This window comes from Streptomyces luteolus, from assembly GCF_029968015.1.
GTDB lineage: Bacteria > Actinomycetota > Actinomycetes > Streptomycetales > Streptomycetaceae > Streptomyces > Streptomyces luteolus.
On the sequence record NZ_JASCIS010000016.1, the window covers coordinates 42,292 to 56,460 of the forward strand.

The window sequence follows — 14,169 nt, forward strand, 5'->3', positions numbered from 1 at the left end:
GACTGGTGCATGCCTGAGAAGGGGGGGACCATGGCGGTCATGACAGGGCACACGTCCCAGGTGACGATCGAGGAATTCGAGCGCATCGCCAAGATTGCGGCCAAGGAATCCGATGCCGTCAGGCTGGAGTTCATCGGCGGACGGATCGAGGACAAGGGCGTGCCTGACGGCGACCACAACGAGATCTACATGTGGCTGCAGAGCATCTGTATGCAGCACCGTCCGGAGCTGGGGCTCTATCCCAGCGACCAAGGCCTGGCCATCGAGCGGTACAGATCGGGGCGCGCCCGGCCCGACGCCTCACTCGCACCGCGAGGCACCTTCGCCGGGCAAGGAGAGTGGGCCGACCCTGCGGGGGTGCTGATGGTGGTCGAGGTCACCTCGTACGACGCGGACCCCGATCGCAGGGACCGAGTGGAGAAGCCCACCGGCTATGCGAGCGCGGGAATCCCGGTGTACCTCCTGATCGACCGCGACGACGGCACGGTGGTGGTGCACAGCGATCCGGACCCGGAGAGCAGTCGGTACCGGGACGCGCGCACGACGAAATTCGGTGAGCCGGTGCACCTGCCCACCCCGGTGGGATTCAGGGTCGACACGGAGATCCTGAAGAACTACGTGCGCTGAAGCACGGCACCCCGGACTCCGCTACAGGCCCGGAGTACCGCGCGACCAAGAGGCGGCCGGGCTCAACCCGTCTGAATGTCACGGCGGCGCAGCCCCGCGAGGCCGACCGCCGTGGCAGCCGCCGCCAGCGCGAGGAGGACGCCGAACGGCCCCCACTCCATCGCGTTGCCCGGCAACCGGGGCAGATGCTCGAACGGCGAGACGTCCATCGCCCGCTCCGGCAGGTCGAACGCCGCGCCCAGCCAGCCGAGCCCGAGGCACAGGCCCGCGTACGCCCAGCCGAGGACGGCCGCCCGCGGCACCAGTCCGTACACCAGCACCGCGACCGCGCCGATCAGCCAGATCGCCGGAACAAGCACGAGGCAGCCGCCGAGGATCGCCCCGGCACGCTCGCCGTAGCCGAGGGCCAGACCGAGGCCCGCGAGAACCATGAGGAGGGCCGCACCACCGAAAGCGATCAGCAGATGTCCCGCCGCCCAGCGCACCCGGCCGACCGCGCCCGCCAGCACCGGCTCACCGCGCTGCGAGGTCTCCTCGCCGTTCAGCCGGAGCACCGACTGCACCACGTACACCGCGGCGATCATGCCGAGCATCGAGACCATCGCGGCTAGGAAGGAGTCGGTGATCCCGGACTGGCCGCCCATGCGGGCCAGCAACTCCTTGGTCTGCTCGTTGTCCCCGACCAGATCGGCGACCCCCTCGGTGATCCCGCCGAACATCACACCCGTGACGAGGAATCCGATGCCCCAGCCCATCAGGCTGCCCCGCTGCAGCCGCCACGCGAGCCCGCCCGCCGTGGAGATCCGCCCCCCGGCCGGCCCCGGCCTGGCCGGCATGAAGCTCATGCCGATGTCCCGCCGCCCGGTCAGTCCGTACGCGAGCACGGCCTGCGCCGTGACCGCACCGACGAACAGCAGCAGCACCCACCACCGCTCGCCGCCGAAGGCCCGCAGATTCTCGGCCCAGCCGACCGGCGAAAGCCACGTCAGCGCGTGCGAACCGTCGTCCGCGGCCGCGTCGCCCGCCGCCTTCAGGACCCAGGCGAGGCCGAGCCCGGCGGCCGTCAGGCCCTTGGCGAGCCGTGCGGTCTCGGTGAGCTGGGCGCACACCGCCGCCAGCGTCGCGAAGACCATGCCCACGCCGCCGATACCGAGGCCGAGTGCCACCGCACCGCGGAGACCCTCCCCGGCCAGACCGAGGACGACGAGCAGCGCGATACCCGTGTTGGCGATCAGCGCGACGAGCAGCGACGCGGTCAGCGGAGCCCGGCGGCCGACCATGGCAGCGGAGAGCATCTCCTGCCGACCGGTCTCCTCCTCCTCGCGGGTGTGGCGCACGACCACGAGCAGGCTCATCAGCGCGGCGAACGCGGCCATGAACGCGAGATAGCGCCAGCTCACCAGCGCGCCGAGGGAGTCGTCGAAGACCGGCCCGTACAAGGAGCGAAGGGAGCTGTTGGCGGCCATCGACGTGACGACTCCGGCGCGCTCGGCGGGGGTGTCGTAGATCTGGCCGAGGGTGTTCGTGGCGCTCGCCGTGGTGCCGCCGATGAGCAGCACCCACAGCGGCACCATCACCCGGTCCCGGCGCAGCGCGAGCCGCAACAGGGCACCGGTGCCCGCGAGTTGACGCGATCCGCGCACCCTCGGCGGGACGGCGACAGAGGTCACGGCGGTCATCGCGCCATCGCCTTCTCGGAGTTACGCCCGGCGCGGGCACCGGGCACGTCGTCCTGGTAGTGCCGCATGAACAGCTCCTCCAGGGTGGGCGGCGTGCTGGTCAGCGACCGCACGCCGGACTCGGTCAGCGCGCGCAGCACCGCGTCCAGCTTGTCCGAGTCGACCTGCAGCTTGACCCGGTGGCCCCGGCCCCCGTCGATCGGACCGCCGGCGAGGTCGTGCACGCCGGGCAGCCGGCTCAACCCGCCTGGCGGCCCCGCGAGTTCGGCGGTGACGCTGGTGCGGGTCAGGTGCCGCAGGTCGGCCAGGGAGCCGGTCTCGACGGTGGCGCCCTTGCGGATGATCGAGACGCGGTCGCAGAGCGTCTCGACCTCGCTGAGGATGTGGCTGGACAGCAGGACGGTGCGGCCCCGGTCGCGCTCCTCGGCGACACAGCCCTGGAAGACCTCCTCCATCAGCGGGTCGAGCCCACTGGTCGGCTCGTCCAGGATCAGCAGGTCGACGTCCGAGGCGAAGGCCGCGACCAGGGCGACCTTCTGCCGGTTGCCCTTGGAGTAGGTGCGGCCCTTTTTGGTCGGGTCCAGCTCGAACCGCTCGATCAGGTCGGCCCGCCGCGCCTTGTCGAGGCCTCCGCGCAGCCGCCCGTACAGGTCGATGACCTCCCCGCCGCTGAGGTTGCGCCACAGGGTGACGTCGCCGGGAACGTACGCGATCCGCCGGTGCAGCTCGACGGCGTCGCTCCACGGGTCCTTGCCGAGGAGCTGGGCGGCGCCCGAATCGGCGCGCAGCAGGCCGAGCAGTACGCGGATGGTGGTGGACTTCCCGGAGCCGTTGGGCCCGAGGAAGCCGTGAACCTCACCGGTCTCGACGTCCAGGTCGAGGCCGTCGAGCGCGTGTGTCCGTCCGAAGGACTTGTGCAGTCCGGATACTTCAATAGCGCGGTTTGCCTTCGTCATGCTTTTGAACGTACGGTAGTTTCACAAACTTGTGAAGTTAAGGAAGCGTATAAACTCGGCCGCACGCGACGAGCAGGGGAGATGATCGGGGCATGGGCCAGCCGGCCGGTACGGAACGGGACGAAGAGGCGGTCGCACGCTTCGTGGAGAACTTCGCGGCCGTGTTCGTCGACGCGGGCATCCAGCGCATGCCGGCCCGCGTCTTCGCCGCCCTGCTCTCCTCCGACGCCGGCGCCATGTCATCGGCGGAGCTGGGCGAGCAGCTCCAGGTCAGCCCGGCCGCCGTGTCGGGCGCGGTGCGCTATCTCAGCCAGCAGCACATGGTCTCCCGCGAACGCGAACCCGGCACCCGCCGCGAGCGTTACCGCGTCCACAACAACCAGTGGTACGAGGCGCTCGCCAACCGAGACCAGATCATGAAGCGCTGGGAAGAGGCGCTGCGCGAAGGCGTCAACAGCCTCGGCTCCGAAACACCGGCCGGGCGGCGGATGGCGGAGACGCAGGCGTTCTTCGAGTTCGTGGGCCAGGAACTGCCCCTCCTCCTCGAGCGCTGGCGCGAACGGCGCGAGGAGCTGTACGGGGACCGCTGAGGGTCCGCAGGCGCTGCAGGGGCTGCAGGGCTGCAGGGGCTGCAGGGACCGCAGCGCCCTCAGGGCAGCGTCAGCGCCCACGCCTCCGGCCGTACCGTCCACGTCCTGGCCCTGACCGGCCCGGAGGTCACCGCGTCCGCGCGGTAGCGGAAGTCCGGGCCCGAGACCGTCACCGCCCGCGCGTGCGCCCGCACCGGCGACTCCGCGCCCACGGCCCATACCTCGACCCGCGCGAACCCGCCCCGCAGCGGCCGCACCGAGACCCCCACGACCGGCTGGTCCAGGTCGACGAGTGTCACCCCGTCCGCCTCCACCCGCAGCCGAGCGGGACCCGGCGTCGCACGCGCCGAGGGCGAGGGTCGTACGAGCGTCCGCATCAGCGACTGGCACGTACGCAACAACGCCCCCGGACCGGAACCGGAACCCGAGCCGGTACCTGATCGGGAACCCGAGCCGGAACCCGAGCCCGCCGCCGCCCCCGCACCGGAACCCGCACCAGACGCCCCGCCCGACCCCGCACCCGAGCCCCCCGCCCCGCCGGAACCGGAACCGGAGCCGGAACCAGAACTAGAACCGGAACCAGAACCGGAACCAGAACCGGAACCGGAGCCGGAACCAGAACCGTTCAGGGAGGCGTGCCCCGGAGGTACCGCCGCCGGGATCGCGAGGCGGCCGAGCACCACCCCGTCGCTGTCGTCCACCAGCAGGTCGAGCCGCCGGGGCGAGCCGTCGAGGACCGCGCGGGCCGCGGCCACCGTGCCCAACGGCACCCCGAGCGCGTGCGCGAGCCCCGTCGCCGTACCCACCGGGACCAGGGAGAGCGCCGCGGCCGACAGCTCGCGCTCGCGGTGCAGCGCACCCACCGCGCGGAGCAGCGCCCGGTCGTCGCCCACGACCACAGGCCTGCGGGAGCCGCGCCTGGTCAGGGCACGTGTGAACTCCTCCGGGCCGTCCGGCAGACAGACCTTGACCGGGCCACCGGAAGCGCCCGCGCAGAGCACGTCCTTCGCGATCCGGACCGACTCCCCGTCGACCGCGCGGGCCGTCGGATCGATCACCACCAGGAGCGGATTGGGCGGCTGAAGCGGCTGCGCGCTCTGCCCGGCGGGCTCTGGAGCCGACACCTCGGTCCTTCCTCGGGTAGCATCTTTGTGCAAGAGCCCCTTGCGCTATTGCGCCAGGGGCTTCGTCTATTCCGGGGCACCGGTCCGACGGGTGCGGCCAACGAGGGTCGCCGGTGTGCGCGTACGACAAGCGTTCGTGCACGCCCCTGACCTTGGACATGCCCCGCCCGGAAGGGGTGTACGCCTGTGCCCGCACTTGTGCTGCTCGGTGCTCAGTGGGGTGACGAGGGCAAGGGAAAGGCCACCGACCTGCTCGGTGGCTCCGTTGACTATGTGGTGCGCTACCAGGGCGGCAACAACGCCGGCCACACGGTTGTCGTAGGCGACCAGAAGTACGCGCTCCACCTCCTCCCCTCCGGAATCCTCTCGCCGGGGTGCACGCCCGTCATCGGCAACGGTGTCGTGGTGGACCCGGCGGTGCTGCTCTCCGAGCTGAGCGGCCTCAACGAGCGCGGTGTCGACACCTCGAAGCTCCTGATCAGCGGCAACGCCCACCTGATCACGCCGTACAACGTCACCGTCGACAAGGTGACGGAACGCTTCCTCGGCAAGCGGAAGATCGGCACGACCGGCCGGGGCATCGGCCCGACCTACGCGGACAAGATCAACCGCGTGGGCATCCGCGTCCAGGACCTCTACGACGAGTCGATCCTGGAGCAGAAGGTCGAGGCGGCCCTCGACACGAAGAACCAGCTCCTCACCAAGGTCTTCAACCGTCGCGCGATCGAGACGGACAAGATCGTCGAGGAGATGCTGACCTTCGCGGACCAGCTGAAGCCGTATGTCGCGGACACCACGCTGATCCTCAACAACGCCATCGACGAGGGCAAGGTCGTCCTCTTCGAGGGCGGCCAGGGCACGCTGCTCGACGTGGACCACGGCACGTACCCCTTCGTCACGTCCTCCAACCCGACCTCGGGTGGCGCGTGCACGGGTGCGGGCGTCGGCCCCACGAAGATCAGCCGGGTCATCGGCATCCTGAAGGCGTACACGACCCGCGTCGGCGCCGGACCGTTCCCGACCGAGCTGTTCGACCAGGACGGCGAGGACCTGCGCCGCATCGGCGGCGAGCGCGGTGTCACCACCGGCCGTGACCGCCGCTGCGGCTGGTTCGACGCGGTCATCGCCCGCTACGCGACCCGCGTGAACGGCCTGACGGACTTCTTCCTCACGAAGCTCGACGTCCTCACCGGCTGGGAGCAGATCCCGGTCTGCGTGGCGTACGAGATCGACGGCAAGCGCGTCGAGGAACTCCCGTACAGCCAGACCGACTTCCACCACGCGAAGCCGGTGTACGAGTACCTGCCGGGCTGGTCCGAGGACATCACCAAGGCCAAGTCCTTCTCGGACCTGCCGAAGAACGCGCAGGCGTACGTGAAGGCCCTGGAGGAGATGTCCGGGGCGCCGATCTCGGCGATCGGCGTGGGCCCGGGCCGCGACGAGACGATCGAGATCAACTCGTTCCTCTGAGCCCCGCTGAGCCGTACTCGGTTCGTACGGTTCGTACATTCACTCGAAGGGGTGGAGCTGCTTCCGAAGCGGCCCACCCCTTCGCCATGTTCGGCAACGCTTCTGCTCATGACCGAGCAGAGCCGCCACATGCTGGTGGAGGACTTCGAGGAGATCGCCGCCTCCGCGCCTGAGACAGTCACCCTGGAGTTCATCAGCTGGCGTATCCGCGAGAAGTGCGTGGGAGGCGGTTCCCACGCATCCGCCATCGCCTGGCTGGTCAGGAGGATGTACGAGGCCAGGCCCGATCTGTACCTGTGTGCACGCCTAGGGCTTGTCGTGGAGAAGCACCGCAAGGGGCGGGCTGTTCCCGACGCCGTGCTGGCACCCGCCCGCTATTTCCTCGGTGACGGCGCCTGGTCCGAAGCCGAAGGCATCCTGATGGCTGTGGAGGTCACCGCGTACGATCACCACGCCCTGCACAGCGATCGCGAGGAAAGGCCGGTTGCTTACGCGGGGGTGGGTATCCCGGTGTACCTGCTCGTGGACCGGGACGCGGGCGCAGTCGTCGTGCACTCCGGTCCGGAGTCCGAGCACGGCTACTACCGCCACCGAAGGATCCACCGGTTCGGCGAGAAGATCACCCTCCCGGAGCCTGTCGGCATCCCCCTCGACACCGAACCCCTGAAGAAGTACGTCCGCTGACTCACCCCGCCCGTGTCAACCGCACCGCGATCGACTCCGGGTAGCGGAGCTCCAACTCGTTCTCCGACTTCCAGGTGAGGGTCTCCGGGACGCTGTGCGGGCAGCCGATGTTCCGGGGCGTGGACGGGTCCAGCTCAAGAGGGCTCAGGGTGACCGTGTTCCGCGTGGCGGTGACCAGTTCCGCGCTGCCGTTGCAGCGGTAGTCGATCGACCAGCCCTTGTACGTGGCGACCTTCGTGCCCGCCGCGCCCTGCTCGATCCTCAGGGTGCCGGACACCTCCGACTTCCAGGTGCCGAGGAACTTGTCCGGGATTGGGCGCGGCGTGGTGCGGGTCCGCTCCAGCTCGGCGGACTTGTCGCCGGTCGTCCAACTCAGCTTTCCGGAGGTCAACTTGAGGCGCCTGGCCCGGTTCAGGTCGCACGCGCGAGTGGAGTCCCGGTGCCGTACGGATTTCACCGTACGGAACGAGGAGAGCGTGACCGTGTCCCCGCGCTGCCCGTCGACCTTCGACGTGACCTTGCAGTAGGAGTCCGGTGTCAGATACGCGAGGTCGGCCTGCCGCGCGGAGCGGTCGAAGGTGACGCGCAGGTATTCGTGCTCGTCGGTGACGGAGCTCTCGGCGTGCCGGACGAGGCCCTGCCAGGAGCCGCCGATCCGCGCCGCAGCGGGTTCCGTACGACCGGAGTCCTGACTCTCCTCGCCCGTCGGCTGCCTGCCGTCGTCCGGGGCCTGCTCCGCGCGCAGGGTGAGCACGGCCCCGGACGCGGCGAGGACGGCCGCGACCGTGCCGAGCGCCACCCACGCCACCCGCGCACGCGACTTGGGGGCCCGGGTCGGGACGGCGGACCCCGGTGGTGGGGTGGGCGGCAGGGTCGGGGGCGGGTCCAGCTGGGTGGGCGGGGCGTCGGCGTCGAGGAGTTCGGCGGCGCGTCGGCCCAACTGGGCGAGGAGCGGGCCCGGCAGCCAGGCGCTGCCAGGGCCGATGGCCGCACCCCGGGTGCGCGCCAACAGGTCGTTCACGGTGGGCCGTTGCTCCGGCGCCTTGGCCAGGCAGTCGCGTACGAGAGGGAGGATCCTGGCGGGAACGCCGCTGAGGTCGGGCTCCTCCTCAGCGATCCGGAACATCACGGCGTGCATCCCGCTGTCGGCCGTGCCGAAGGGCATCCGCCCGGTCGCCGCGTACGCGAGGACCGAGCCGAGGCAGAACACGTCCGACGCGGGCGTGAGCCGCTGCCCGCGCACTTGCTCGGGCGACATGAAGCCGGGCGAGCCGATGACGGCACCGGTGTGTGTCCTGATCCCGTCGACCGCCGGGTCGAGGGCGCGGGCGATGCCGAAGTCGATGACGCGCGGCCCGTCGATGGTGAGCAGGACGTTGGACGGCTTGAGGTCGCGGTGCACGAGCGCGGCGCCGTGGATGGCCTGGAGCGCGTGCGCGAGGCCTCCTGCCAGGGCGAGGACGGAGGGCTCGGGCAGCGGCCCGTGGTTCCGCGAGACGACGGTGTGCAGATCGGGGCCGGGTACGTAACCGGTCGCGACCCAGGGCGTCTCGGCCTCGGTGTCCGCGTCCAGGACGGGAGCGGTCCACTGCCCGCCCACGCGCCGGGCGGCGGACACCTCGCGGGTGAATCTCCGGCGGAACTCGGGATGCCCGGCGAACTCGGCGTGCACGACCTTCACGGCGACCGTGCGCCCGCCCTCGGAGCGCGCGAGATACACCCGCCCCATGCCGCCCGCACCGAGCCGCGCGAGCAGCCGGTAGGGACCGATGCGGGGCGGATCTTCAGCGGACGGCCTTCCCGATTCGGCCTGGGATCAAGGAAGTTGGGGCAGATCCTTCAGTGCGGCCGACGATTCTCAGTGCGGGCGGCCCTCGCCGTTCATGCCGTCGCCGAGGCTGAGCGTGGGGGACGGCGTGACGCTGCGCGTCGGCGTCGATGTCTGTGTCTGTGTCTGCGTCGGGCTCGGGATGTCCGAAGGGGACGGGGACGGCGACGGAGACGCGGACTCCGTGGCGTCGTCCTCCGGGGGCGGGCCGAAGTCGTACGTCGGGTGGTCGTCGACGGGCGGGCTCCACGGCGTCTGCTTCGGGGGTTCGAAGGGACCGGAGTCCGTCTCCATCAGCACCACCATGACCCCGGCGAACACCAGGCTCGCCAGGGCGAGGAAGAGCCCGACGGGGTTGTTGAGGTTGTAGACGTACCGGCTCGTGCCCCAGGGGCTCTTCTTGAACACCGGCTCGTGGACGTCGTCCCCCTGCGGACTGTCCCCTCGCGTGCTGTCCCCTCGCGGACTGTCCCCTCGCGTGCTGTCCCCTCGCGGACTGCCCCCTCGCGTGCTGTCCCCCTGCGTCATACCCGCAGCGTAAGGACCCCGGGTCACGGATCGATCGCCGGGCCGTCACCGCATGCCCGCAGACCCTCCGGCGAGGCGCACGGGACGTGGCCGTGGGTGCGGATCACGTCCTGGCCGCTGCCGCGCAGGGTGTAGTTGAGGAAGCTGGAGACGAGGGAGTCCGCGGGCGGCTGCCCGTACGTGTAGGCGTGCTCGATCTCCCGGAACGGGTACGGGGAGTCCGCGAGCCCCTCGGTCGTCGGCGCCACCCCGTCCAGGCTGAGTTGGTGCAGCCCCTTCGGTACGGAGCTGGAGCGCAGCTCGGCGTACCCGATGGCGCCGGGGATGTCCGCGACGGCGGCGAGGAGTTGTTCCGTGCTGTCGACCTCGCAGCGCACGAGCGGGACCTTCGGGTTGTCCTTGGTGCGGCAGTCGGCGGACGACCAGGCGCCTTCGAAGCCGCGCAGGATGCGGCGCTGGAACACCGCGCGCGTACCGGAGTTGGCGTTGCGGCTGACCAGGACGACCGGCAGGCCCGGCAGCTTCGGGTCGAGGTCGCGCCAGGTGCGGGCCTCGCCGCGGTAGAGGCGGCGCAGATCGGTGAGGGAGAGGTTCTTCAGCGGCACGCGGTCGTTGAGGACCATCGCGAACGCCGAGACGGCGACCCGGTTCTCCCGCAGCCGCGGGTGGCCGCTGGGCTTCGGCCCGTCGGAGAACGCGACCAGGGCGGGCGACGCGTCCGCCTTCGCGCCCGCCTCGGCGAGTTCGTTGATGCCGGGTGCGCTGCCGTGCGCGTCGACGGTGATGTCCGAACCGGGGCAGTCCTTCTCGTACTTGTCGGCCAGTTCCTCGGCGACCGGCTTGAACGCGGTGGACCCGACGACCGTCAACTCGCCCTGGGCGCAGCCCATCGGCGGCCGGTTTCCGCCGACGACGATCAGCGTGGAGAGCGCGATCACGGAGAGCGTGAGCAGCCCGGCGAGCAGCTTCGCGGGGCGGCTGAGCAGGGGCGGGGTGTCGTCGGGCGTCGTACTGCGGTTGGGTCGGACTTTGCCGTCGCGGATGCCGCCGGTGATCGTGATGCCGTCGCCGACATGGCCTCCGGTGAGCAGCACGAGCAGCTTGAAGTGCTCGCCGGGGTTGAGCGGTACGCGCGGGATGCGCAGCGTGGACTCGTGGTGCACCATGCCGAGCGCGGGCGCGAAGTGCTCCATGAGGTGCCCGGACTCGCCGGGCTGGGTGACCGCTATGCCGCGGATGGCGCGGTCGCTGAACTCGGCGGTGAGTCCGTGCAGTTCGCGTCCGGTGTAGTCGTCCCCGGCGATGCTCTGCGAGCCGTCGTTCTCGACCCGGAGGAGTACGAGGGTGGCGTCCGTCATCTGGCCCTCGTTGAACACGCCGAACCGCACGTTCGCGCGGCCCGCGCCCTCGTCGCTGCCGATCGGGGTGTCCATCTGCACGCGGTAGCCGATCCTCTTGCGGCGCGGCACTCGGCGTTCGATCCAGAGGGCGACGAGCGTCGCGACGACACCGAGGAGGGCGGTGCCGACGGCGATCACGTTCTCGGTGCTGAGCCAGTCATCCACGTGGGCACGCTACGAGCGCGATGGGCGCCTCGGGCGATCAACTGCCGTGGTTTCGCCCGCTGTTCACCGCCCGGTCGTACGGGAGTACGTCTCGCCGCGTCCGTCCTCGCCGTCGAGTCGGCGGACGACGAGAGTGCGCTCGTCCGGCATCGTGAGTTCGCGGGCCGGGCCCGGCCCGCAGCCCTGCCCCTTCTCGGACGTGAGCGTGGCCGGGCCGAGCGTCACGGTGGTGGGGTCGGCGGAGCGCAGGCGCGCCGTCCAGCCGCAGTCGTGGTCCGGGCCCTCGCTGGACAGGCGCATGACCCGCTCGCCGCGCGCTCCCCGGGTGAGGGTCAACGTGCGGGTGACCGGGCCGCCGGTCGCCTGGGCCTCGTCCCGCCAGGTCCCCAGGAACGCCTGCGGGATCGCGCTGGACGCGGTCGGCGCGGGCCTCTCGTGATGTTCCGTACGGCCGAGCTCCTCGCCGTTCATCACCCCGTACACCGAACCGCCCGCACCGACCGCGACGGCCACGGCGACCGTGATGAGGAACGCCGTGGTCCGCCCACTGCGCTGGGCCGGCGGCTCGGGCTCGTGGTCGGCGCCCGTGCCGGTGTGGCTCTCGGTGTCGGGCGACGGATGCCCGAAGCCGAGGGGCTGGGGCGGGCCGGGCACGGCCTGTGCGTGCGGTTCGTCGAGGGGCTGGGTGTCTGCGCCTGCCTCTGTGCGGGGGCCGGGTATCGGGGGGTGCGAGGGAGAGAGCGTGTCCGTTCCCTCGTCCCGCGCGCCGCCCTCGTCTCCCGTACGGCCCTCGTCTCCCGTACGCCCCTCGACTCCCGTACGGCCCTCGTCTCCCGTACGGCCCGCGTCTCCCGTACCGCCCTCGACTCCCGTACCGCCCTCGTCTCCCGTACCGCCCTCGTCCTCCACCGGCGACCGCGGTTCCGGTACGCGTACGTCCAGGGCGGCCGGGTCCTCCACGGCGAGCAACCGCACCGCGTGCCGCCCGAGTTGGGCGATCAGCGTGCCGGGGAGCCAGGGTTCGCGGGCGCGCCCGTCGGCCACCGTGTCGTGCGCCCCGGTGCGCAGCAGCAGCGCGTCCAGGGACGGCCGGTCCTCGGGCGCCTTGGCGAGGCAGGACCGGATCAGCTCGCGCAGCGCCCTCGGCAGCGACCGCAGGTCCGGCTCCTCCTGGGCGATCCGGAACATCAGCGCGTGCACCCCGCTGCTCTCCGCGCCGAAGGGCAGCCTGCCGGTGGCGGCGTACGCGAGCACGGAGCCGAGGCAGAACACGTCGCAGGCCGGGGTGATCCGGTCGCCGCGCACCTGCTCGGGCGCCATGAACCCGGGCGAGCCGACGAGCGCGCCCGTACGCGTGAGCCCGGCGTCGGTCACCGTCTCCAGGGCGCGGGCGATGCCGAAGTCGATGACGCGCGGTCCGTCGATGGTGAGCAGGACGTTGGACGGCTTGAGGTCGCGGTGCACGACACCGGCGGCGTGGATGTCCCGCAGCGCGAGCGCGAGCCCGGCGGCGAGGATGCGCACGGAGCGTTCCGGCAGCGGCCCGTGCTCGTGGGCCACCACGCTGTGCAGCGAGGGTCCGGCGACGTACCCGGTGGCGAGCCAGGGCCGGGCCGCCTCGGTGTCGGCGTCCAGGAGGGGCGCGGTCCACGCCCCGCCGACCTGCCGTGCGGTCTCGACCTCCTGGCGGAAGCGGCCGCGGAACTCCTCCTGCTCGGCCAGCTCCGCGCGGACCAGCTTCACGGCGACGATGCGCCCGGACGCCGACCTGGCGAGGAACACCTGCCCCATCCCGCCCGAGCCGAGGCGCCCGATGAGCCGGTACGCGCCGATCGTCCGCGGATCCGAAGCGGCAAGCTCGTCCATGGCCCGTGCCCTCCCCGTACCGGCTTCACCGGCTCGCAGCAGCCCGACGGTTCGAGGATAGGTTCCGCTGCGGCGACCGGACCCGGCGTTTGCCGGACACCCCTCAGGCTTCAGGAACCGTTTCCAGCCCGTCCATCACCTCGGACAGCCGCTCCAACACCCGTACGGTCTCGGCGAGTTCGGCAGCACCGAGCTCCTCGGCGAGCTGTGCGGCGAGGCGGGCGTGGCCGGGGCGGATCCGGTCGACGGCGGCCCGGCCCTGCTCGGTGGGCGTGACGAGCTTGGCCCTGCGGTGGGCCGGGTTGGGCTCGTACCGCGCGAGGCCGTCCGCGACGAGCCGGTCGGCGACCCGCTGCACGCTCTGCCGGGTGATGCCCATGCGGCGGGCGATCGCGGCGACCGGAAGCGGCTCCTCCAGGACGGCGCCGAGCACCTGCCACCAGGCGGCGGTGAGCCCGGCGGGCCGCGCCAACCGCTCGGACACGGCGAGAAACTGGCCGTTGAGCCGGAACACGCCGAGGGCCGTCCGGCTGAGCGCCTCCGTCTCCTTCACTTCCCCTCGCCCGCCCCTTCTGCCGCCGCGAGCACCTCGTACGCCGCCGGGTCGGAGTGCCGGAACAGCCGGTACCAGGCGTCGAGTCGCTCGCCCTCGTACACCCCGAGGCGGCCGAGGATCTCGCGCGCGAAGGCTTCCGGGTCGGTGCTGTTGGCGGTGATCAGGTCGCCGTCGGTGACGGCGGTGACGGCCGGGCCGTCGACGTAGTGCTCGGCGCCCCTGTAGCCGGTGGCCTGGAGGTAGAACGAGACGTTGCTGGTGTGCGGCCGGTCGTCCAGCAGCCCTTCGCGGGCCAGGCCGGCGGTGGCGCCGCAGATCGCGGCGACGGGCACCCCGGCGTCGAGGAACGCGCGGGCCTTGTGGGCGAACGGCGCGAGCTGCTCGCCTTCGTCCCACAGGCTGCCGCCGGTGAGGATCAGGAGCGCGCTGTCCTCGGGGCGTACGTCGGCGAGGGTGAGGTCGGGCGTGATGCGCAGGCCGCCGAGGGTGGTGACCGGGTCGAGGCTCGCCCCGACGTACCGGATCTCGTACCCGCCCTGGGCCAGCCAGGCCGTGGCGTGACCGGACTCCCAGTCGGCGTATGTGTCGTAGACGGCGACGTGCACGGGCTTGCGGGCAGTGCTGATCGTGTCGGTCATGGCTGCTCCCGGATGCCTGGATCCTGTGAACCTGACAGCAGTCTGTCAAATCGACAGC

13 protein-coding genes are annotated in these 14,169 nt (G+C 71.5%); 4 read left to right on the forward strand and 9 right to left on the reverse strand.

The window, feature by feature from the left end; all coding sequences use genetic code 11:
• Window positions 1-30: 30 nt before the first annotated feature.
• The gene (locus QIT00_RS17580; protein WP_282536227.1) at window positions 31-627 is read left to right on the forward strand and encodes a Uma2 family endonuclease; all 597 of its coding nucleotides are present in this window, start codon (window positions 31-33) and stop codon (window positions 625-627) included.
• Window positions 628-689: 62 nt separating this feature from the next.
• Here QIT00_RS17580 and QIT00_RS17585 read toward each other — a convergent pair whose 3' ends face one another.
• Window positions 690-2,306 carry an ABC transporter permease gene (locus QIT00_RS17585; RefSeq protein WP_282536228.1) on the reverse strand — a complete coding sequence of 539 codons (1,617 nt, stop codon included), beginning with the start codon at window positions 2,304-2,306 and terminating at the stop codon, window positions 690-692.
• A complete protein-coding gene (locus QIT00_RS17590; RefSeq protein WP_282536229.1) occupies window positions 2,303-3,262 on the reverse strand; it encodes an ABC transporter ATP-binding protein in 960 nt (319 codons plus the stop codon). Before QIT00_RS17590 ends, QIT00_RS17585 begins: the two co-directional genes overlap by 4 nt.
• A gap of 92 nt (window positions 3,263-3,354) precedes the next feature.
• On the opposite strand from QIT00_RS17590, the gene QIT00_RS17595 reads away from it, so the two are divergent.
• On the forward strand, window positions 3,355-3,852 hold the full coding sequence (locus QIT00_RS17595; protein ID WP_282536230.1) for a GbsR/MarR family transcriptional regulator: 498 nt from the start codon (window positions 3,355-3,357) through the stop codon (window positions 3,850-3,852).
• A 59-nt stretch (window positions 3,853-3,911) separates the two neighbouring features.
• Here QIT00_RS17595 and QIT00_RS17600 read toward each other — a convergent pair whose 3' ends face one another.
• Entirely contained in the window at window positions 3,912-4,976 is a 1,065-nt protein-coding gene (locus QIT00_RS17600; protein ID WP_282536231.1) for a diacylglycerol kinase family protein, read from the reverse strand.
• Between the two features lie 186 nt (window positions 4,977-5,162).
• On the opposite strand from QIT00_RS17600, the gene QIT00_RS17605 reads away from it, so the two are divergent.
• Together QIT00_RS17605 and QIT00_RS17610 are read left to right on the forward strand one after the other, a co-directional pair.
• A complete protein-coding gene (locus QIT00_RS17605) occupies window positions 5,163-6,446 on the forward strand; it encodes an adenylosuccinate synthase (RefSeq protein WP_282536232.1) in 1,284 nt (427 codons plus the stop codon).
• A gap of 108 nt (window positions 6,447-6,554) precedes the next feature.
• The gene (locus tag QIT00_RS17610) at window positions 6,555-7,130 is read left to right on the forward strand and encodes a Uma2 family endonuclease (protein ID WP_282536233.1); all 576 of its coding nucleotides are present in this window, start codon (window positions 6,555-6,557) and stop codon (window positions 7,128-7,130) included.
• 1 nt (window position 7,131) lies between these two features.
• Here QIT00_RS17610 and QIT00_RS17615 read toward each other — a convergent pair whose 3' ends face one another.
• The 6 genes from QIT00_RS17615 to QIT00_RS17640 form a co-directional block, all read right to left on the reverse strand.
• Complete coding sequence (locus QIT00_RS17615) at window positions 7,132-8,859, reverse strand: serine/threonine-protein kinase (protein WP_282536234.1); 1,728 nt, start codon at window positions 8,857-8,859, stop codon at window positions 7,132-7,134.
• Window positions 8,860-8,988: 129 nt separating this feature from the next.
• Window positions 8,989-9,366: a hypothetical protein gene (locus QIT00_RS17620; RefSeq protein WP_282536235.1), complete on the reverse strand. Its 378-nt coding sequence runs from the start codon at window positions 9,364-9,366 to the stop codon at window positions 8,989-8,991.
• 143 nt (window positions 9,367-9,509) lie between these two features.
• Window positions 9,510-11,051, reverse strand: a complete 1,542-nt coding sequence (locus QIT00_RS17625) for a PstS family phosphate ABC transporter substrate-binding protein (protein ID WP_282536236.1) — start codon at window positions 11,049-11,051, stop codon at window positions 9,510-9,512.
• A gap of 63 nt (window positions 11,052-11,114) precedes the next feature.
• On the reverse strand, window positions 11,115-12,917 hold the full coding sequence (locus tag QIT00_RS17630) for a serine/threonine-protein kinase (protein ID WP_282536237.1): 1,803 nt from the start codon (window positions 12,915-12,917) through the stop codon (window positions 11,115-11,117).
• 103 nt (window positions 12,918-13,020) lie between these two features.
• On the reverse strand, window positions 13,021-13,470 hold the full coding sequence (locus QIT00_RS17635; RefSeq protein WP_282536238.1) for a MarR family winged helix-turn-helix transcriptional regulator: 450 nt from the start codon (window positions 13,468-13,470) through the stop codon (window positions 13,021-13,023).
• The gene (locus QIT00_RS17640; protein ID WP_282536239.1) at window positions 13,467-14,111 is read right to left on the reverse strand and encodes a DJ-1/PfpI family protein; all 645 of its coding nucleotides are present in this window, start codon (window positions 14,109-14,111) and stop codon (window positions 13,467-13,469) included. The genes QIT00_RS17635 and QIT00_RS17640 overlap by 4 nt, the downstream gene beginning before the upstream one ends.
• Window positions 14,112-14,169 lie beyond the last annotated feature (58 nt).